This window comes from Paenibacillus sp. FSL R5-0928, from assembly GCF_037970385.1.
Classification (GTDB): Bacteria; Bacillota; Bacilli; order Paenibacillales; family Paenibacillaceae; genus Paenibacillus_AQ; species Paenibacillus_AQ odorifer.
On record NZ_CP150225.1, the window covers coordinates 6,595,850 to 6,617,028 of the forward strand.

A 21,179-nucleotide genomic window follows, 5' to 3' on the forward strand; every position below is an offset into this window, starting at 1 on the left:
TTCTCGGAGAAATATAAGGATAATGTATAATGTGAACCATATACTTTCTTATATTTGAAATAAATATAGTTGCGGATGATGGCATAGGGAGAGACTGTCTCACTTGAAGACGGCGCCGAAGGAGTAAGCCCTAACAGGGGTGAATCTCTCAGGCAAAAGGACCTTTGTCGGACGTATCTCTGGAGAGCATCAGACGCAAGGCTAGATGCGTCAGATCACCAACGGGGAAACCTGCAAGCTAGTTACGGCAGGGTAACTCTCAGGTACAAAGGACAGAGCAGAAAGCGATTTGTGCATTTATGCATGATTGCTTCTGCCTGTCCTTTTTTCGTATGTAATCAGATCAAGGGGAGTGACGACATGGATGCTTTGAGAAGAACACCTTTTTATGATCTCTATTCCGCTTATGCGGAATCCAGATGCATTGACTTCGGTGGCTGGGAGCTGCCAGTACAGTTTACAGGTATCGTAAAAGAGCATGAAGCCGTTCGCCAGCAGGCTGGGCTGTTCGATGTCTCGCATATGGGTGAATTCATGGTGATTGGGAGCGGTGCAGAAGCCTTTTTGCAAAAAATGACAACCAATGATGTCAGCCGTCTCACGGATGGTGCGGCACAATATACACTGCTCTGTTATCCAAATGGCGGAGTTGTCGACGATCTACTCGTGTATCGCCTAAGCGAAGGGCATTATATGCTCGTCGTTAATGCCTCCAACATCTACAAAGACTTCCAGTGGCTGCAAGAGAATTTGACCTCTGAATTCGGCGAAGTCACGCTCACTAATGTCTCTGACGAGACGCTTTTGCTCGCCTTGCAGGGTCCTCTGGCAGAGACCATTCTCGCGGAAGTTACTGATGCTCCTATTTCAACACTCAAGCCTTTCCATTTCATCGAACGCGCCACCGTTTGCGGTGTAGAGGTACTTATCTCCCGTACGGGTTATACCGGTGAAGATGGCTTCGAGATCTACGCTTCGCTGGAAGGTGCAGAAACGTTATGGAACGGACTGCTTGCTGCAGGCGCGCCTCACGGATTAACACCTGCTGGACTGGGTGCACGGGATACCCTGCGTTTTGAGGCAAAATTACCACTGTACGGTCAGGAGCTATCCGCTGACATCACCCCGCTTGAAGCAGGAGTACAGTTCTTCGTGAAGCTGGACAAAATAGACTTTATCGGACGCGATGCACTAATACAGCAAAAAGAAGCTGGGATTCCCCGTCGCCTTGTCGGCCTAGAAATGATTGATCGAGGCATTCCACGCTCCCATTATCCTGTTTGGGCAGATGGGGTTAAGATTGGTGAGGTCACAACCGGAACACAGTCCCCTACGCTGAAACGGAACCTGGGGTTGGCTTTGATTGATGCTGCTTACAGTGAAATAGGCACAGAGGTTTACGTAGAGATACGCGGCAAGCAGCTTAAGGCTGTAGTGATCAAGGCCCCTTTTTACAAGTATAAACGCCTTTAGCGTCCATATAAGGACGGTGAGCTTTTAAGCGAGAAATAGAAGGATAAAGTATAGCGTGAAAATTGTACTTTCTTATATTTTAAAAAAGCCAAGGAGTGAAACCTTAATGAAGCACCGTTATCTGCCCATGACAGAACAGGACCGCGTAGAGATGATGGAGGCCGTCGGGATTCAGTCTATAGATGAGCTGTTCTCCGATATTCCTGAAGCGGTACGTTACCAAGGCACTATGCCGATGTCTGAACCACTCGATGAATACGCCCTGCTGCGCCACATGAAAGGTTTGGCTGACCAAAATGCCGACTTTGATTCTCACGCCAGCTTCCTCGGCGCCGGATTATACGATCATCACATCCCTGTGGTCATCAACCATGTCATTTCCCGTTCTGAATTCTACACTGCCTACACTCCTTATCAACCGGAGATCAGCCAAGGTGAGCTGCAAGCGATCTTCGAATTCCAATCCTACATTTGCGAACTAACCGGTATGAAAGTTGCCAATGCCAGTATGTATGATGGCGCTACAGCTTTATCCGAAGCAGCGGTTCTCGCAGCTGGTGCTACCAAACGCAAAAAATTAATCGTCTCCCGTACCGTTCATCCTGAGGCTCGACAAGTGCTATGTACTTCGGCTAATGCTTGGGGTCTGGAGGTGGTGGAGATTGACTATAAAGACGGTGTTACCGATCAAGCTAAACTCGCTGAAGCTATCGATGGAGATACTGCCGCAGTGCTTATTCAATCGCCTAACTTCTTCGGCAGCATCGAGGATCTTCGCTCGGTTGAGCCGCTGATTCACGCGGTTAAAGGTCTTCTTGTAGTCAGCGCGAACCCAATAGCTCTAGGTGTACTTGAAACTCCGGGCAAACTTGGAGCCGACATCGTAGTGGGTGATGCTCAGCCACTCGGTATTCCAGCTTCTCTCGGGGGTCCAACTTGCGGATTCTTTGCCGTAGCTGATCACCTGATGCGCCGCATGCCAGGCCGGATCGTTGGCCAAACGGTAGACCGTAACGGTAAACGTGGCTTCGTTCTTACACTTCAAGCGCGTGAGCAGCATATTCGTCGTGAAAAAGCGACATCGAATATCTGCTCCAATCAGGCGCTGCTGGCTCTCTGCGCATCCGTCTACTTGTCCGTTATGGGCAAAGAAGGCATGCGTGAAGTAGGCGAGCTAAATATTCGCAAAAGCCATTACGCTGCTAATAAACTCAGCGGACTAACAGGTGCTGAACTTGCCTTCTCCTCCCCATTCTTTAACGAATTTGTCGTGAAGCTTCCTGAAGGCAGCAGTGTGGCCTCTATTAATTCGAAGCTGCTGAAGGAAGGTTATCTTGGGGGTTATGATCTGGGTCGTGATTATCCTGAACTTGCTGGACATATGCTGGTTGCCGTAACGGAAAAAAGAAGCAAAACCGAAATCGACCAATTCGCTAGCGCACTGGAGGGCTGTTTATGAAACCGGAGCAAAGTCTAATTTTTGAATTAAGCCGTCCTGGCCGTTCGGCCTATTCTTTGCCACTATGCGATGTGCCGCAGGAAGAAACCTTGGAGTCCCTGATTCCATCAGATTTACTCCGTAGCGAACCCGTCGTACTTCCAGAGGTATCTGAAGTAGACGTCATCCGCCACTACACTTCTCTTTCACGTCGCAACTTTGGTGTAGACAATGGCTTCTATCCACTCGGTTCATGCACGATGAAATACAATCCGAAGATTAACGAAGATGTTGCCCGCTTCTCCGGCTTCGCCAAAATTCATCCCTACCAACCGGAAGAGAGTATTCAAGGCGCACTGGAATTAATGTATACCCTGCAAAATGATCTGTCCGCGCTGACGGGCATGGATGCAGTATCCTTACAGCCTGCCGCAGGTGCTCATGGTGAATGGACCGGCCTCATGATGATCCGCGCCTACCATGAAAGTCGCGGCGAGACGCGTACTAAGGTTATCGTGCCGGATTCCTCGCACGGAACCAATCCTGCTAGTGCCTCAGCAGCAGGACTTGAAACGATCACGATCCCTTCCACAGATAAAGGAATGGTCGATCTTGAAGCACTGAAGGCAGCCGTCGGTAGCGACACAGCCGCACTAATGCTAACTAACCCAAGCACACTGGGCTTGTTCGAAACCCAAATCGTCGAGATTGCTGAGATCGTGCATGAAGCAGGCGGCTTACTCTATTACGATGGAGCCAACTCCAATGCCATTATGGGCATTACCCGCCCTGGCGACATGGGCTTTGACGTTGTGCATCTGAACTTGCATAAGACAATGAGCACCCCACATGGCGGTGGTGGCCCTGGGGCCGGACCAGTCGGCGTAAAATCTATCCTCATTCCATTCTTGCCACAACCTACTGTGGTGAAGAATGAAGATAGCCGCTTCTCACTTAACTTCGGTGGTCCTGAATCCATTGGACGCGTGAAAGCTTTTTACGGAAACTTTGGTATTCTGGTTCGTGCCTATGCCTATATCCGCACCTATGGTCCAGACGGACTGCGTGAGGTATCCGAAAATGCTGTGCTGAATGCGAACTATATGATGCACCGTCTGGCGCCGTATTTTGAAATCCCATATCCGGGTGTATGTAAGCATGAATTCGTGATGTCCGGCAAAAACCTCAAGCAATATGGCGTGCGCACCTTAGACGTTGCTAAACGATTGCTCGACTTCGGCTACCACCCGCCAACCGTGTACTTCCCTCTGACTGTTGAGGAATGCATGATGATCGAGCCGACGGAAACCGAAAGTAAAGAAACGCTCGACGGCTTCATCGATACGATGATTCAGATTGTGAAAGAAGCGCAGGAGACACCAGAAATTGTAATCAACGCACCGCATACCACAGAGATTAGCCGTTTGGATGAGACACAGGCTGCGCGTAAGCCAGTTTTGAATTGTTCTTGCGGTTAAGTACTTATCAAAAAAATGTTCTAGACAGATAAAAGCCATCCTCCGTTGTTGATTAATTTCGGAGGATGGCTTTTATATCTTATGTACAAACGAGTATTTTGATGTTTATCATCAAAATTTACAACTTAAGTATTTCTATCAATTCCCATCTCTCGCTGATATCCATCTTACTATAAATACTCTTAACGATATTCCGCACAGTCCCCTCTTTCACATTAAGGTCATTGGAAATTTGCAACGCACCTTTTCTTAGTGACCAGTGATACGCTACCTCCCTTTCTCTGGGCGATAATCGATACGAATCACACTTTTCCTGAAATCTGTACTCAATTAACTTTGGGCTTCGTTCCTTCAACTTCAGAACAATCTTTTCGGATAATTGTTTAATAAAGAGAATCGAAAAGCCAATTTGCCTCTCGGCTTCAAATGAAATGTCGATATATCCACATATACAACCATTTATCATTATAGGAGCGCATACACAATTCCACTCTTTAAACATTGGCATACTATGCTCTTCTCCACGCACTACTGCAATTGATTTAACCTCCATCGCTAGTGAAACTGCATTTACTCCAGAGAATTGCTTCGAAAGGTTAGTTCCACTCCTAATTCCAAAATGATCTACTTTCTTCTGAAACGCTTCGAAAGGAGTAACAATATTAATAATATTGCCGGCTTGATCTGTTAAGAAAAAAACAAAGGGCAATAAGAGAAATTCCGTTACTTTCGCCAATTCTGAATGTAGTACTTCAACCAATACCTCGTAGGGAACCAGCTCTTCTACAGAAAAGGATTTTTCTGTTTTGAGGTTACTCCAAGGTTGGCAAAATTCACACAAGGAATTATTAGATTTTTTATCTACATCATCTACCGTAAACCAAGCTCGTTCACATTCAAGAATATCCAAACAAACCATTCTCCCAACTTATGGTATTAATTAAACAGAGCATAACACTCCATTCAAAAGAAAACAATGACATAAGTCGTGAGGTTTGTGTTAGATCAAAAAGATAAAAAATTGTTAAATAAAGTGGAATTATTGTAAAAAAAAATATATTTTAGCACAGATTAACTCAAAAGGGAATATATACTGAGGGATATGTATCTTAATAGATATTCTAGTTACTATAAAGTTATTAATCCACTCATCAGGGAGTTTAACAATTACGATAGGTTTGTGAAAATTCACATAGTTATGATCTTTTTTAGGAGGTGCTGAATTGTTTGAAATTCAAAAAAATCAAGAAATTTTGCTTGAAAATGTCCTTTCCGTTAGAAAGAAGATGAATCAAGAAGAATTACAAATAGAAATAGCTCAAACTGCAAAAATAATAGAAAAATATCAAGCAGTGAAAGCAGGACCCCTTATTACGAGCACATTCTCGGCGGAGATTGTTAATGGGGAATATTTAATGGACATGGAGATTATGATTCCTCTCAATAAGCCTTTTCCATCAGATCAAACTTATAAACACAAAAAAATTTTCCACTTAGTTAATGCCCTATCCTGCAGATTCATGGGGAACCCTGTTGGAGTACAAAGTACATATGAATCTATTATAAAGTACATATCAGATAAGGGACTTCAACAAATCACAGCATTTTATAATGTGTACACTTCAGATAACTCTGAAGCTTCCTTAGAAAAAATGATTATTGACATTTATGTAGGTGTAAATCCATCTATTTTATAAAAATGAGGAGCCGGCTATGAAAAAAAAAATAGTGATTTTCTGTTTTAGTATCACATTAATTTTCACTATCTTGAGTTTTATTTATTATATCGATACCTTTCAAGATACTACAATTACTGTATTAGGAACTCTTTTGATTTTGAATCTATTTATCATCAGTGAATGGAATAAGCTTAGACTGGGAAATCAAAATATTAAGCTTTGGAAGGTGTATTTTTCAGTTATTTGCTCAGGAATTATATTGATAGCCAAAATGAATAGGATTACTAATGGTCCCATATGGATACCCTTTTGTTTCACAGGATTTATCGCTCTCATATTAATTGGATTGAATTTTCTAGCCAAACACGAAAAATGAATATGGAATTAAATCAGGGATTTTCATTTGATCATTCACTCCCGATTTAATATAAATCATGATTAAAGGAGGTGACATAATGGAACTCAGTTTTAATCATAGTACGTTTGAAGAACTTGATTTATCTTCGTTGATGGATCTTAATGGTGGTGGCTGGTTAACTAAAGCAGTCGGCGTAGCCTCTTCAGTAGTGGGCGTTGGGGTTGCTGCTGCTGGAGTACCAGCAATCGCTAGTAGCTGCGCAATCTTAGGAGCAATTGCCACAGTACCAGCTCTTCCTGCATTAGGTTTAGCTGCTGCAGTAGCAGGCGTAGGAGTCGCAATATTTGGATAAGGGGGGATTGAATTGGAAATTTCAAGTAGTGGTTTTGAATTATTAAAAGGATCTGAATTGTACGATATTCAGGGCGGTGCTCTTTGGGGACAAATTGCAACTGGTATAGGTGGAGTTATTGCTGGAGCCACTTTAATAGCAGTTGCGGCAACAGCACCAGTTAGTCTTCCAGTAGTAGCAGCATGCGCCTTTGGCTATACTGCCTTAACTACATCTAGTATCATTGTAATTTCCGCAGGAATTGCTAATAAAAATATATAAAACACTTTCCTGAATATTTAGTAGCTCCAAGAGAATAAATATCATTCACTTGGAGCTTATTATGATTTCTATTAGGTCAGAGAAGCAATCTTCTAGTGAGGCTTATTTACAAAAAGATTTTGTTTCAGTTACGAAATCATTCTCTACATGGATAAGATATTGTTGATCCCAATGAATATGTACAAATCACTAATAGTAGGTGGGGTTTATTCTGTTTAAGAAATACTATTGTATTAAACAGCTTGATATTAAAGACTGCGGTGCAGCCTGTCTAGCAACTATCTCCAAACAATACGGTCTCAAATATCCAATCACTAAAATTCGTGAAGTAGCCGGAACTGATAAAATGGGAACCAATATATATGGACTCATAAAAGCAGCAGAAAAACTTGGGTTTACAGCAAAAGGAGTCAAGGGAAGCCATGAAGCCTTCTTCGAAAACTTCCCACTTCCCGCTATTGCCCATGTCATTATAGATCAGACATTATTACACTATGTTGTAATCCATAAAATATCAAATAAGGAAATAATTGTTGCGGATCCAGTCCAAGGCATAGTTAAATATACACCGGAAGATTTCTTCCAAATCTGGACAAGTGTCCTTATCTTAATGGTACCCACTCCTCAATTCAAAAAAGGGGACCAAACAAAAGGTCTATTTGCTCGTTTCTTTGGATTGCTGATTCCTCAAAAAAGAATGCTAGGAGGAATTTTTCTAACATCTATACTCTACACTATCTTAGGTATACTTGCTGCATTCTATTTCCAATTTCTTTTAGACGAAATTCTACCCTTTGGATTAAAAAAGACACTTAACATAATATCTGTTGGAGTCATCATTCTCTACATATTTCAAATATTATTAAATGCCTTTCGTAGCCATATCTTACTGACGTTGAGCCAAAAACTCGATATTTCACTCATACTTGGCTATTACCACCATGTGTTAAAGCTCCCAATGAATTTTTTTGGTACACGTAAGACAGGAGAAATAATATCAAGGCTTATGGATGCTTCGAAAGTACGAGATGCCATTTCCAGCGCAACACTAACCATCATGATCGATATTATCATGGTTATTGCCGGTGGAATTATTCTATATTCGCAAAGTGCTCTTTTATTCGGAATTACTATACTTATGGTGCCAATGTATCTGGTATTGGTTTGGAGCTTCCACAAACCATTTGACCGTTTAAACCGCGAACAGATGGAAAAAAATGCTCAGCTCACCTCCTATATTGTTGAATCAATAGATGGTATCGAGACAGTTAAAGCCTATCATGCAGAATCGAAAGTGGGCTATGAAACTGAACAGAAGTTCATCTCATTTCTGAGATCTGTCTTCAGTTTTGGTCTTTTCAATAACATTCAAGCCTCCCTCAAGAGTTTTGTACAACTCGTTGGAGGAGTAGCCATACTGTGGGTCGGAGCAAGACAAGTGATAAAAGGCAATATGACAATGGGCCAATTGATTACCTATAACTCGTTATTGGCTTACTTCCTGCAACCCATCCAGAACTTAATCAACCTCCAGCCCACTTTGCAAACGGCCATTGTCGCTGCTGACCGATTAGGAGAAATTCTTGATTTGGAAGCGGAGAAGCATAATGATGAGGACAAGAAGATTCAACCTGCTTCATTAAAAGGTGATATTAAATTTGATCGTGTCAGCTTCAGATACGGTACACGTTCCCTTGTACTTCATGATATCGATTTGACACTTAGACAGGGTGAGAAAATTGCCTTTGTCGGTGAGAGCGGCTCGGGTAAAACCACACTAATCAAATTAATTATGCAATTTTACCAACACGAAGAAGGCGATATCTTAATTAACAACTACAACATTAAAGATATTCATTTAGATAGCTTAAGACAGCGGATCGCATATATCTCACAGGATACTTTCTTTTTTAGCGGAACAATTCGGGAAAATCTATGTCTGGGTGTCGATCAGGATATGGATTTGGAACTGATTGTTACCGCCTGCCAAACCGCACAGGCTCACGAATTCATCAATCAGCTTCCACTCCGCTACAACACTTTGTTAGAAGAGAATGCGACCAATATTTCCGGAGGACAGAAGCAGCGACTGGCTATCGCCAGAGCGGTGCTCAAACAGCCGGATATTCTTATTATGGATGAAGCCACTAGTAACCTGGATTCTACAACGGAGAAGGCAGTATCGGAGACGATCAATGCTTTTGAAGACATGACTACGATTATTATCGCTCACCGTTTGAGTACAATCATGCGTTGTGACCGAATTTATGTCATGGATCAGGGGCGGATTATTGAGTATGGGACACATCAGGAGCTTCTAGATTACCGTGGAAAGTACTACGGCTTGTGGAAAGATCAACTCCCCGGGGTTGAACAAAAACAAGATCACACCATTCAATATGCTGCTGCAGGAGTAGGCGAGGTGTCTCTCGTATGAGCGCACAAATACATAACTTATCAGAAATGACCGATAGCAGAGAAATCATGGAATCCAAGACCAGTCCTGTGATTTCTATTTTCATACTTATCTTATTTATTCTATTGGGGTCTGCGTTGGTCTGGTCCTATTTTGGCCAGATCGATGAAGTCGCCAAAGCCTCTGCTGTAGTTAGGCCCAATGAAAAAGTCAGTACCATTCAGACTTCATCTGTGGGAAAAGTGGAACAGGTATATATCCATGAAGGGATGCAAATTAAGCAGGGCGAGCAGTTAATTTCCTTTGAGCATAAAGAACTCGATATAGAATTATCCAATCGTAACTCCGAAATCAATAAGCTCACTAAGAAACTGCACTATCTCGAGCTTTATAAACAAAGCATTAGCAATTTAAACAATCAATTTTCTTCTGAACATGCAGACGAAGTTTACTATTATGACATGGTAGAACAATTTCTCCTTGAATACAGCCAGCAGCAGCAGACCTATCAAGGAACCCAGGATCAGCTTACAGCTGCCATTCACGAGAATATAGGTTTGCAAGAATCTTCTGCCTTTAGTGCCGAATCCAGTTTGGATAAATCTCTTCAAAATAAAATTGAACTGGAACGAAAAAAGAAACTGCTGAATGTTGAAATTACAAACGAGAAATTGCTTGTGCAATCCATCAAAGAGAATCAAAATCTGCTTCCATCTACAGATACCAAACGGACGGAACAATATAATACATACCAAATTAAATATGTGCAACTATCTAAACAATCTGCTGAGAAAAAAGAAATCTACAACCGTTCGCTCAGCTTGGGGGACCGCCTTGTGCCTCAATCTCAGATTACAGATGAACAGCATCTATATGAAAGTTCATATTTGCAAATCAACCAATTCCAAACCGAAGCCGTGCTCAGCGCAGAAAGCAATATCACCAATTACAATCAACAATTGGTTGAGATAGAGGTCAGCCTCGATTTGCTAATAAATGGGCATGATCCCTCAGTTTCAGAACGAAAAACTTTAGAAATGCAAAAGAAACAGCTGGCTGAGCAGCAAAATGATCTACTGAATCAAGAGAAACTTAACCGGTCAACCGAAAAAACCTCATTGGAAAAGTTGAAACTTGACCGTATTGTACAGATTCATTCAGCAATAGAAGAAAATAAAAGAACCTTAATTACGCTGCAAGAGGCTATTAAGCAACTTGAGCTTGAACGAAACAAAAGACTGCTCATAGCACCAATTTCTGGGACCATTAATATTTTAAAAGAAACCAACATCGGGGACATGGTACAATCCGGCGAAGCCTTGATCTCCATTATTCCTAGCAACGAGTCAAAATATAAAATGAGCATCGCCGTACCTAACGCAGAAGCAGGAAAAATAGCGATTGGCAATAAAGTTGATTTCAGCTTTTCAGCCTTCCCTAAACAAAGTTTCGGTTCCCAAAAAGGTACGATTACATCTATCAGCACAGATTCAATTGTTCAGCAAGACGGTCTAAGCTACTATTTGGTGGAAGCAACGATATCCAATGACCCACTTGTTAATCGCAGAGGTGAACGTGGAGAGCTTCGTGTAGGGATGATAGCGCAAGCCTCTGTTATTACCGACTCCAAGAAGATCATTGATTTTGTTCTTGAAAAAATCAACTTAAAGGAATAGTGAGGTTGCCAGCTAAATGTTAAAGAAAACAGCTCTCTTGATACTTTCCTTCTTATTACTTCTATTGCCGCATTCCATTACAGCTCATGCTGATACGCAGGTATCTAGTGCAACAAAATTGCTTTCCATGGAAGAAACAATCCAGCTAGCATTAACTAACTATGTAGATATCAAGCTCTCACAATGGAATATTGCAGAAACGGATTCCAAATTCTCGTATGTATCATCTGAAAAGAAAAAGCTGGAACAAAAAAATGTAGTCATAACTAGCGGACTGCTGCCAGTAAATCCTGATATTTTTATCAGTAGTATTCCTGGTTACTCTGATTTAAGTAAAGAAGAACAGGCAGGGGTTAATCAATCCATTCTCATTCAAATTATGATTAACACATCTCTGAATCAATGGGTTAGCGCTCAGACTGAAAGCCAAAACAGTTACAATCAAGAGACTAAAACAGCGCAGCTCAAGGAATTTCGTGACCAGTTGCGCACATTAGAAACAGATAAAGTAATTAATCAGTTACGACTTCAAAAAACAGAAGCCCTCATCCGCTACTACGCTGTGCAGAAATATTATCAACTCTCTTCTCTAAAAAAAACGATTGAATATGACAAACAAGAAAGCCAATATTGGTTTCAACATTCTGTGGATACCTTGCGATCATACGAGCATGGTCTACTGTCTAAGAGAAGTTTGGACGATTTTAATCGTAAAAATGCGGAACGAAAATCTGCTTTTGAACGTAACCTTAGGAGTTATGAAGCTCAGCTAGAACAATTTAAGCTTGAGTTAGGATTATCATCCTATTCAGAAGTCCTGCTGGATGATGTCATCTCCAGTGCACCAGAGCCTGTGAATTGGAACACTGTAGTCAGCCTCTCTAGCAATTATGATTTACGCGAGGAAGATGCACGAATCACACTCGCCAAAGATAATCTTGATGCCGTCAAAGCTTTCGATGCCGGACTCGTCACTTATTATTCTGTTCTATGGGCCAGCCAGATTTCACACAAAAATATAGTACAACAACAACTCGAAGAAAAACTGGCAACTTATAGGCCGGAAGCCAATGAAATTGATTTTGAATATTCAGAGCTGAAAGAGCAGCAACTGGAGCTCGTACGCGTCTCCCAGGATAATGATACTCTCTTAAATAGCGGATTAATTTCAGCAGCTCAGGCAGATCAGAACAAGCTCGATTTACTCAACTTAAATCGGCAATTCGATAAGCAAAAAGTAAAGTACGCTTTATTCCAAGCAAAGGTTACTCTGGCTCTTAGTGGAGTCATCCTCTAATAACCATTAAATTATCATTCATAACTCAAAGGAGAAATCACAAGATGAAAACCATATCCAGCATAATCGCAGCAACTCTTCTTTCTACCGCTATCGCATGGCCTGTCCATGCCGCAGAGAAGCCAATCTCCATTCAGATCAATCAGCAACAGCTCGCACTGAAGGGACAGGCTCCCTTCAATGATAATGGTACAATTGTCGTTCCTTTTCGCCCGGTTTTTGAAAAACTAGGACTTTCAATCGATTGGAATCAAACCACAGGTACCATAACGGGTACTAAGGAAGGGCTTACGATTACACTGCAACTAGGCAGCAAGCAGGCCAGCGTCAATGGTGTAATAACCCAACTTTCTGTTGCCCCTAAGCTCATCAATAATTCCACTTACATTCCGCTGCGCTTCGTTGGGGAGGCTACAGGTAATGAAGTCTCCTGGAATGCACACTCGAAGACAGTAACCATTACAGGCAAGACTAACCAGGTAAACCCGCAGGAAATCAATGCTTTTTTTGAAAAATACGTAACCTATACCAACAATGAGAATTATGAAGGGTTCATGAGCCTAATCGATAGCAAGTCTCCTCTTGTGGTCATCGGGCCACAGATTAAGAGCCAAATGGAACAATACGATTCGACCACTTCACTTGATCAATTAGAGGTTATCAGCCTTCAACCCACAGAGGCTACGGTTCACACCGTTGAAACGACTACACACCTCAGCGGTCCATTCACCTTAGACAATACCTCTGAATATATTTATAGCTTAACGCGTACTGCCAGCACTGAAGACTGGAAAATCAACAACCTGCAGATTAAAGGCGTACAATATATACTCCCAGATAAACTGCTGAACGCTAAGCCAGCTGTGACGAAGTCGGATGAAACGGATATATTAGCTGTGCTTAAGAGCAACTTGGACTATACCAATGCAGAGAATATTCAAGGTGTGCTATCTACTATTGATCCTGAGTCCCCTGCTCTCGAACAAACCAAACAGCTCTTCAGCCAAATTTTCACAGTCTATGATCTAAAGTTCACTCTGGAATCTGCCAAAATCATTCATTATACCCAGGATACCACAGCCGTATATATGGTTCAGACGAGCATCAAGCTTAAGGGTCCTGAGTTTCAGGATAACCGCTCCACCTCTGTCACAACGCTGAAGAAATCCAAAGCAGGCAAATGGATGCTGGATCAGACCTATCCGATTAGTGTAGACAAGTTAACTCCATAATTATAAGGATTTGTAACAAAACAAAAAAACGGCAAGCCCCATTAACCCGGAGGCTTGCCGTTTGCTTATTTAAAGTGCCGGAGCATTAGTTTTTTCTGCTCCTTTACGCTCTTTTGCCGATTTACGGAAGTAGAACAACTCGTAAATCGCCGGCACTACAATCAGCGTAAGCAGTGTTGCTGCGGTTAAGCCGCCAATGACCACAATCGCCAAGCTTTGCGAGACGATGCTGCCCATCTCGGCATGGCCGAACAGCAGCGGTGTCATGGCGCAAATGGTGGCAATCGCCGTCATGAGAATCGGACGCATCCGTGTTCCGGCAGCTTCTAGAATAGCCTCGTGAATACTCATATTGGCTTCATTTTGCTTAATCCGGTCAATGAGCACAATGGCATTCGTAACAACAATACCTATTAACATCAACGCCCCGAACAGAGCAGTGAAGTCAGGCGTTACACCGGACACGATAAGTCCAACAATTGCACCAATCGCCGCTAGTGGCAAGGAGAACATAATCGCCAGTGGAGCCCGAAGGGTTTTAAAGGTGAGTACCATAATCAGATACACCAACCCGATGGAGATTAATGCCGTCATACCCAGGTCGTTGAAATCCTCTGACTGATCAACTGACGCTCCGCCTGCAAATAAGGTCACGCCTTTCGGAAGTGTAAGACTATCGGTTTCTTTTTTAATATTCGCACCGATCTCAGATACCTTCTTCGGATCAACCTCTGCTGTAATTCGTACATACGGCTTCCCATCTTTATGGAACAACATTGCCGGCTCATTCCGAACCTCATAAGTTGCGAGCTGAGACAGTGGCTTCGGCCCCTCAGCCGTCATGAGCGTCAGTGCTTTTAAATCCTGCTCCGTTTGCGGCTGAACCATAGGATCTAACACTACACCTGCTGCGTCACCATCGAGCTCAATTTGCCCCATTGGAATCGGATTAAGCATCGCTGACAGCTGCATTGAAATCTCTTGCGCATTACTTTGCGCCGGATCTACCTTAAAGGAAAATACAGGTTTGGTATCCTCCATATTACTGCTGACTTTTTGAATCCCCTCTACGGTCTTCAGCTTAGCGGTAACATCTGTTGCTACAGTAGTAATATCCGCAAGATTATCTCCGACAATATCAATATATTCGCTGGTAGAGCTGGACCCCATCATACTCATTTGGTTGGCAACAAGCGTTGCTCCAGTATATGAATCTTTTACCTCACGAACATGATCGATAAAAGCCTGAGCATCTGCACCTTTTTTCATAACAACGGTATAGTCCACTAAGGTTTCAGAGGTAACATTCCCCCACTTAGCGGCGTCCGCACTATTGCCTGATTGCATGATTACCGTTTCTGCTTGTGGCTGCTTCATCAAATCTTGCTCTAACTGCTTTCCCTTTTCCAAAATATCTTTGACAGGAACATCCTTCGGATAATTCATCTGAACAGAAACATAGCTGGCATCTGATGCATCGAGTGCCCCTTTTGGCATAGTCACATAAGCAGCAATGGAGCCAATCAGAAGCAGGAGACCCAACGATAAGCTAACCCATTTACGGCGAAGATTCCAGTCCAGAAAGCGGATAAACCATTTAGAAGGTTCATGTTCTTTCATTGATGTCCTTCTCAGCAGCCATGAGCTTAAAAGAGGAACAACCGTCAAAGCTACTACGAGTGAAGTAAGCAATGAATAGGTCACTGTTAAAGCAAACGGCAGTAAGAAAGCTTGCAAACTACCACGTAAGAGACCCATCGGCAGAAATACTGCTACCGTAGCGATGGTTGATGAGGTAATCGCTCTAGCCACTTCCCCAGTTGCGCTAATAATCATTTCACGAGAAAGGGGTTCTTTTTGCAGCCTACGGTAAATGTTCTCAATCACCACGATACTATCATCGACCAAGCGGCCTACCGCAACCGCGACTCCCCCGAGTGTAATGATATTTAAGCTTATGCCGGAAATGTTCAGCAGATATAAGGTGACCGCTAACGAAAGCGGAATGGATACTGCCGTAATCAGAGTAGCCCGCAGGTTACGCAGGAACAACAGAATCACAATCGTCGCAAATAATGCACCTAGCAATACCTCACGCATCATACTGTTCACCGAGGTAACTACCATATCCGATGTACTGAATACCACTGCTGCTTCTGCATTAGGAATGGTTTTATTAATATGATCTACGGCAGCCTGAATGTTATCTCCGACACTGACTGCATTCGCATTAGCCTCTTTGGTCACTATGGCGAATAGAACGTCTTTCCCATTCGAACGGCTGACACTTTCCTGATCCTGCTTCAATTCGACAGCAGCGATATCCTGCAGTTTAACGCCCGCAGATACAGGAAGCTTTTTTAAAGTATCCATACTATCTATCGTAGAAACTACGTTAACATTACCGGTTTGCCCACCAATTGTTTGCTCCCCAAGGGATGCCGATACATTACGTCCTTGAAGTAAACCTAATACTTGTGGAGTCGTGACTCCCTTCTCAGCCATTAATTTTGGGTCCAGCTTAACACTGACCTGCGGAGTTACCTTACCATATAAAGCAACGTTCGCTACCCCTTCAGCTTTTTGCATCTCTGGAATGATAGTTTCTTCCGCAAGCTTAAGATTCTCTTTAGTCAGGCCCTCGTCAAAAGCAAGGGTAACCTGGGATACAGGAATCATGGAGGTATTCAACTGAAGTACAAAAGGAGCCATTACCCCTTCCGGGAACTTCAATGAATCGACGACCTTCTGGACCTCCTGTGCAGCATCCTTCATATTCGTTTTCGAATCATAAAAAATATTCACCTGCGCATATCCGTCTCCGGAAGTGGACAGTATTTCCTTCTTCCCCTTCACAAAAGCGGCCCCAGCTTCTATCGGCTTCGTTACATTAGTCTCCATAGCATGTGTATCCTGGCCAGGACCCAGCACAGTTACAGTCACTTGAGGATTATCCGCCTCTGGCATAAATTCCATCGGTAACGAAGTGTAGCTCATCCCTCCCACCACAAGAGCCATGACTACTAAAAGCCCCACCGCAGCCTTGTTACCGAACGACCATTTTGTTAACCATTTCATTTTCTTTTTCCCCTTCCACTCCACATGATTTCTGGCACTCCCCTTATGTCTGTTTGATTATGTATTAATTTCCATCCCGAGATTTAGTTTAGTCATTTTTGGCTGAAGTCAAAACAGCCCTACGGCTGGTTTCGTACTCAGTCTTAAGACGGGGAACTTTCCCCTTCTGCAGACAGATCCCCGTACTTTTTCTTGATGATGGCAACTTGAACGTGAGCATAAAAAAAGAGCCCCGTTAGCCATATAAATGGCCAACAGGACTCCCTTTTGTTATGGTTTATTTCCCTTCCGCACGTACTGGATCACGGAACATAAATTTCAATAGTGGCGGCGTTACAAGTGTAGTTACAATGACAACAATAATGACCGAAGTAAAATACTGTTGCTGTAACAAGCCGCTTTGCAGCCCTGTGGCGGCAATGATCAACGCAACTTCCCCCCGTGAAATCATCCCTGACCCAATAATGGCAGACGAGTGGTTATCAAAGCCTGTAAGACGCGCGCCCAGACCGCCACCAAACAGCTTGGTCAGAATGGCAACCACCGTAAGCAAGATCACGAAGCCTATTTGACTGCCTACCCCTTCAAAGGAAACACTAAGTCCGATACTTACAAAAAAGACCGGCACAAAAATCGAATAAGCAATCGGCTCGAGCTTGGATTCTACCGTGTGCTTAAAGGAAGTTTGCGAGATAGCAATCCCAGCCGCAAAGGCACCAATGATTCCTGCCATCCCCATGATTTCAGCAAAATAGGCGAATGCGAAACAAATCATTAACGCTGCTGAGATAACTGCCTCTGTCACCTTCAGCGGAGCCATCCATTTCATGACCCGAGGAACAATAAACCAGCCGGCAACAATCGCTACGGCAAAGAACAACACCTTTTTCCCAATTAGAAGACCAATAGAAACGTCTGCCCCTGTACCGAAAAAGCTCATCAGAACAGCGAGCAAAATAACAACCAGAATATCATCTACTACAGCAGCCCCCAGAATTGTAGAGCCTTCACGTGTGTTCAGCTTATTCATATCTTTTAACACCTGCACCGATATGCTGACCGATGTTGCACTAAGAATAACGCCCATAAACAATGCATTATGATAAGCAAAACCAAACATTTCTCCTAAGGCGAACCCACCCAAAAAGGGTAATATAATTCCACCGACGGCTACTGCAAAAGCTGATTTCCAGTTCTTGCGCAATTGATCCAGGTCCGTCTCAAGCCCTGCTATGAACATTAACAGTAGAACACCGATCTCAGAGATATAATGAATAAACTCTCCATCCTGAACCCAGCCCAGTACCGCAGGCCCCAGTATGATTCCCACAATAAGCTTGCCTAGCACAGCTGGTTGCCCAAGCCGCACAGATAGATCACCAGCTACTTTGGTGAACAATATGATCAGCATAAGATATAAAACAAACTCCATCTTTCTATCCACTCCCTTGTTGTATATAAGAACTGCCAACCAGGAGCTTCTCCAAGCCAAAAAAAGACAAAGAGGAGCCCTTGTTGACAGGCTCCTCCAAAAAACAAATAATTATTCAATTTAACTTTATAAATTATATTATACCTATATTTAAAATAACTGTAAACCAGATGCGCCGATAATATAATTATGCACATTTGATTTGTTCTAGAATGCAATTACTTATTTCAGATAGAACACTTCACGTAAGGGCTGCATAGGCACCTCATCATTGAAATCAAATGACCCTTCAACCATCTTAGAGGTAATCGCATTCCAGCGGTTGCAGGCATCACTTTTGGCAATGTAATCAAAAGCCGCCTTACTATCCTCACACTCATAACAGTAAAAAAATTGATTGCCATTCTGAAAGATGGAATAGTTAGAAATACCAGCCTTACTGTGCTCCTCCAAAATTTCTGGCCAAGGATTTAAATGCATAGCTACATACTCCTCTAAACATTCTTCCTTCACCCGCCATGTCCAAGCCAATTTATTGCTGCTCATCTGCTCATCCTCCTAGAAATCCCCTCTTTTGCACATATTAAGAACTAGGGACATTTGATACCTATTATTGTACCTGAATAGAGTAGTCCAAGCTATGCATATCTATATTCTCTGGAAATTTCTTAAGCGTTAATTCCGGCTTCACTCGGACGAAGAATAGCAGAACCAATCGCCAGCAGCACGGCGGCCATAAGGCCCAAGATGGCAAAGGGCAGCCATAATTCATTCCAGCCCCCACCTGTAGCAGCGATATCGATCGCTTGGATCGCCCATTTTTGCGGTACAAAATTAGCTGCCTTCTGCATATAGTCCGGCATAATGGATAACGGCCAGAAGCAGCCTCCAAGCATACATGTCGGGGTCAAGATCAGCGAATTAAGCATGCCCGTATTATTGGGATTGCGAATCAGACCTGCTACCGTACTAGCTAAACCCATGGAAACGAGCATAAATGCTGCAAGAACCAAGAAATACAAGTAGAGCGGTAACCCAAAGTCAAACTGCAGCACATAACGGCCTAAGGCAAGTATTACAATGATTTGAATTAACCCAACGATGAAGCTTCCCAGAAAATTACCGAGGGCAATCTCATACGAACGAACCGGGGCACTGAACATACGTTTCATCGTTCTTTCTCTTCGATCATCCATAATAAGTGACACTGAACTTGTAACCAGCCCCATTAAGAACATCAAAGTAAATCCTGTGACGATGCTTAAGCCCTCTTTGGGATATAAATCATAATCCGTTCTTATACTGCCTACACTATGTTGCTCTGCTCTCTGCATTACGGCAGCAAACTGTGAGTCTGAGCCAGTAGCCTCAGCCCGAGCTGCTCCAATTAGTCCAGCAGTGTTTCGCATTTCATCAGCAATTACACGGATTTTCATTTTTACCATAATTGATGTTTCGGTAGCCTTAAGCTCATACACACTAATTTGCGGCTCTTCTCCAGCAAGCAGTGCGGAGGTGAAGTTTTGCGGTATCAAAACACCGGCTTCTCCGTTCTGATCGATAATACTCTCCCTCAAATTATCCTCATCTGTCTTCTCCACAAGCTTATAATCACCGGTATTCTCCAGCTCGGTAAGCAAATGTTTACCTGCTGCACCATCATCCATATTCGAATATAAAATAGTAGCCGGTCTTTCACCCATACTTCCACTAATTGCTACTATCACCGACACGACAATACAGGGCAGAAGAATATACGTAAGCAGCCCATTCCGAGAACCGATCGTTCTTTTCACCATATTCCAAGCAATCGTTAAGATCTTATCCATGGTAACCTACCTTCCGGTACGAGATAACCGCTCCACTGAATAGAACTAGACAGATGATCGACATGACCAGCAGATTCGGCAAAATCTCTGAGACCTCTGCATGCAGCATCATTTTTAGAACAGCTTGTAGCACCCAGTGATTCAGGGTAAATACCCCGACGGAGTTCACCCATGATTCCGGAAGTGGAGCCATCCCTCCACTAATAAAGGTCATGACCACAGTGATAACATTAATAATACTTCCTGCACTTGCTTTAGTTTTGCTAAACATTGAAATGACAATCGATAACGTCATGGAAGCAATGATCATTAAGAGACAGAAGAGCAGCAGCAAGCCCGGACGATTGCCCCAATTTACACCAAACAACAAGTGAGTCAGGATAATAATCGCTGCACACTGCACTACACTTACAACCCCTACACCTAACATTTTACCAATAAACAGCTCAGAACCTTTTACCGGCATTGAAGTTATTCGGAAGAGGGTATGATTTTCTTTTTCATTAAAAAGAGAGGTACTGACGGTCAAACCGCTATATAGCAGAAACATCAGCATCATGGATACCGCATAGAATTGGGAGGCTGTATAGGATCGGCCACCTTCACTGAGCGCCCCAACCTTAACAGAAGGCTGCTCCCCCGAACTTGGTGCAGTAACAGTCAAAGCTTCTGGACCCAGCGTCATAGCTACGGACTGCTTATAGTTAATATTGTTCAAAAAGTTATCGAATACCGTCCCCGCAACCATATTATCTGTCCGATCTTTACCCAGAATAAACTCTAGCTGTGCAGTATCACCGCTTTGTACTTTTTTATCGAAGCCTGGAGGAACAATAACCGCATAACCATATTTTCCGGTACGCAAGCCGCTTTCCGCTGTCTCTCGGCTCCCTACTTTGACCGGAATGATGATATCCTTAAGCTCCGGCGTCTTCAAAAAGCTGTCTATCATCGCCGAGCTTTCATATCCTTCTCCAGAAAGATTAACTATACCAACACGTACTGGATCAATCTCAGACGCTGCCTTATCACCGATTACACTGGAAAGGGAGGCACCCAGCAGAAAGATCAAAAGCAGCGGTAGCAGAAACATATTAATGATGATTGAGCGTGAAATAAACAGCCTGCGAAGCTCATAAATCATAATTGTCCAAATATTTCTCAAAGCGTTCTCTCCCTC

At 43.0% G+C, this 21,179-nt stretch carries 16 protein-coding genes and 1 riboswitch; of the genes, 10 read left to right on the forward strand and 6 right to left on the reverse strand.

Annotated features, from left to right (window positions below; genetic code table 11):
* Positions 1 to 75: 75 nt before the first annotated feature.
* Positions 76 to 174, forward strand: a riboswitch (glycine riboswitch).
* Positions 175 to 360: 186 nt separating this feature from the next.
* From gcvT to gcvPB, 3 genes are all read left to right on the forward strand, one after another.
* Entirely contained in the window at positions 361 to 1,473 is a 1,113-nt protein-coding gene (gcvT, locus tag MKZ16_RS30020) for a glycine cleavage system aminomethyltransferase GcvT (protein ID WP_076107089.1), read from the forward strand.
* A gap of 106 nt (positions 1,474 to 1,579) precedes the next feature.
* Positions 1,580 to 2,932, forward strand: a complete 1,353-nt coding sequence (gcvPA, locus tag MKZ16_RS30025; RefSeq protein ID WP_036678609.1) for an aminomethyl-transferring glycine dehydrogenase subunit GcvPA — start codon at positions 1,580 to 1,582, stop codon at positions 2,930 to 2,932.
* Complete coding sequence (gcvPB, locus tag MKZ16_RS30030) at positions 2,929 to 4,389, forward strand: aminomethyl-transferring glycine dehydrogenase subunit GcvPB (RefSeq protein ID WP_076107087.1); 1,461 nt, start codon at positions 2,929 to 2,931, stop codon at positions 4,387 to 4,389. The genes gcvPA and gcvPB overlap by 4 nt, the downstream gene beginning before the upstream one ends.
* A 118-nt stretch (positions 4,390 to 4,507) precedes the next feature.
* Here gcvPB and MKZ16_RS30035 read toward each other — a convergent pair whose 3' ends face one another.
* The gene (locus tag MKZ16_RS30035) at positions 4,508 to 5,299 is read right to left on the reverse strand and encodes a helix-turn-helix transcriptional regulator (protein WP_076107085.1); all 792 of its coding nucleotides are present in this window, start codon (positions 5,297 to 5,299) and stop codon (positions 4,508 to 4,510) included.
* A gap of 313 nt (positions 5,300 to 5,612) precedes the next feature.
* On the opposite strand from MKZ16_RS30035, the gene MKZ16_RS30040 reads away from it, so the two are divergent.
* The 7 genes from MKZ16_RS30040 to MKZ16_RS30070 all read left to right on the forward strand — a co-directional run bounded on the left by MKZ16_RS30040 (position 5,613) and on the right by MKZ16_RS30070 (position 13,660).
* Positions 5,613 to 6,086 carry a hypothetical protein gene (locus MKZ16_RS30040; RefSeq protein ID WP_051491031.1) on the forward strand — a complete coding sequence of 158 codons (474 nt, stop codon included), beginning with the start codon at positions 5,613 to 5,615 and terminating at the stop codon, positions 6,084 to 6,086.
* 437 nt (positions 6,087 to 6,523) lie between these two features.
* Positions 6,524 to 6,778 carry a hypothetical protein gene (locus tag MKZ16_RS30045; protein ID WP_036678596.1) on the forward strand — a complete coding sequence of 85 codons (255 nt, stop codon included), beginning with the start codon at positions 6,524 to 6,526 and terminating at the stop codon, positions 6,776 to 6,778.
* A gap of 12 nt (positions 6,779 to 6,790) precedes the next feature.
* Positions 6,791 to 7,039: a hypothetical protein gene (locus MKZ16_RS30050; protein WP_036678593.1), complete on the forward strand. Its 249-nt coding sequence runs from the start codon at positions 6,791 to 6,793 to the stop codon at positions 7,037 to 7,039.
* Between the two features lie 199 nt (positions 7,040 to 7,238).
* Entirely contained in the window at positions 7,239 to 9,476 is a 2,238-nt protein-coding gene (locus tag MKZ16_RS30055) for a peptidase domain-containing ABC transporter (RefSeq protein WP_256715549.1), read from the forward strand.
* The gene (locus MKZ16_RS30060; RefSeq protein ID WP_038573521.1) at positions 9,473 to 11,131 is read left to right on the forward strand and encodes an HlyD family efflux transporter periplasmic adaptor subunit; all 1,659 of its coding nucleotides are present in this window, start codon (positions 9,473 to 9,475) and stop codon (positions 11,129 to 11,131) included. Before MKZ16_RS30055 ends, MKZ16_RS30060 begins: the two co-directional genes overlap by 4 nt.
* A 16-nt stretch (positions 11,132 to 11,147) precedes the next feature.
* On the forward strand, positions 11,148 to 12,428 hold the full coding sequence (locus MKZ16_RS30065; protein WP_038573523.1) for a hypothetical protein: 1,281 nt from the start codon (positions 11,148 to 11,150) through the stop codon (positions 12,426 to 12,428).
* A 44-nt stretch (positions 12,429 to 12,472) separates the two neighbouring features.
* A complete protein-coding gene (locus tag MKZ16_RS30070; protein ID WP_076107083.1) occupies positions 12,473 to 13,660 on the forward strand; it encodes a copper amine oxidase N-terminal domain-containing protein in 1,188 nt (395 codons plus the stop codon).
* 69 nt (positions 13,661 to 13,729) lie between these two features.
* Here the strand turns inward: MKZ16_RS30070 and MKZ16_RS30075 are convergent, their stop codons facing one another.
* The 5 genes from MKZ16_RS30075 to MKZ16_RS30095 all read right to left on the reverse strand — a co-directional run bounded on the left by MKZ16_RS30075 (position 13,730) and on the right by MKZ16_RS30095 (position 21,164).
* The gene (locus MKZ16_RS30075; protein ID WP_076107081.1) at positions 13,730 to 16,738 is read right to left on the reverse strand and encodes an efflux RND transporter permease subunit; all 3,009 of its coding nucleotides are present in this window, start codon (positions 16,736 to 16,738) and stop codon (positions 13,730 to 13,732) included.
* A 277-nt stretch (positions 16,739 to 17,015) separates the two neighbouring features.
* Positions 17,016 to 18,170: a cation:proton antiporter gene (locus MKZ16_RS30080; protein WP_036678577.1), complete on the reverse strand. Its 1,155-nt coding sequence runs from the start codon at positions 18,168 to 18,170 to the stop codon at positions 17,016 to 17,018.
* A gap of 222 nt (positions 18,171 to 18,392) precedes the next feature.
* A complete protein-coding gene (locus tag MKZ16_RS30085; RefSeq protein ID WP_038573529.1) occupies positions 18,393 to 18,716 on the reverse strand; it encodes an L-rhamnose mutarotase in 324 nt (107 codons plus the stop codon).
* Positions 18,717 to 18,838: 122 nt separating this feature from the next.
* A complete protein-coding gene (locus MKZ16_RS30090) occupies positions 18,839 to 19,999 on the reverse strand; it encodes an ABC transporter permease (RefSeq protein ID WP_076107080.1) in 1,161 nt (386 codons plus the stop codon).
* Complete coding sequence (locus MKZ16_RS30095) at positions 19,992 to 21,164, reverse strand: ABC transporter permease (protein WP_081393472.1); 1,173 nt, start codon at positions 21,162 to 21,164, stop codon at positions 19,992 to 19,994. The genes MKZ16_RS30090 and MKZ16_RS30095 overlap by 8 nt, the downstream gene beginning before the upstream one ends.
* Positions 21,165 to 21,179: the final 15 nt, after the last annotated feature.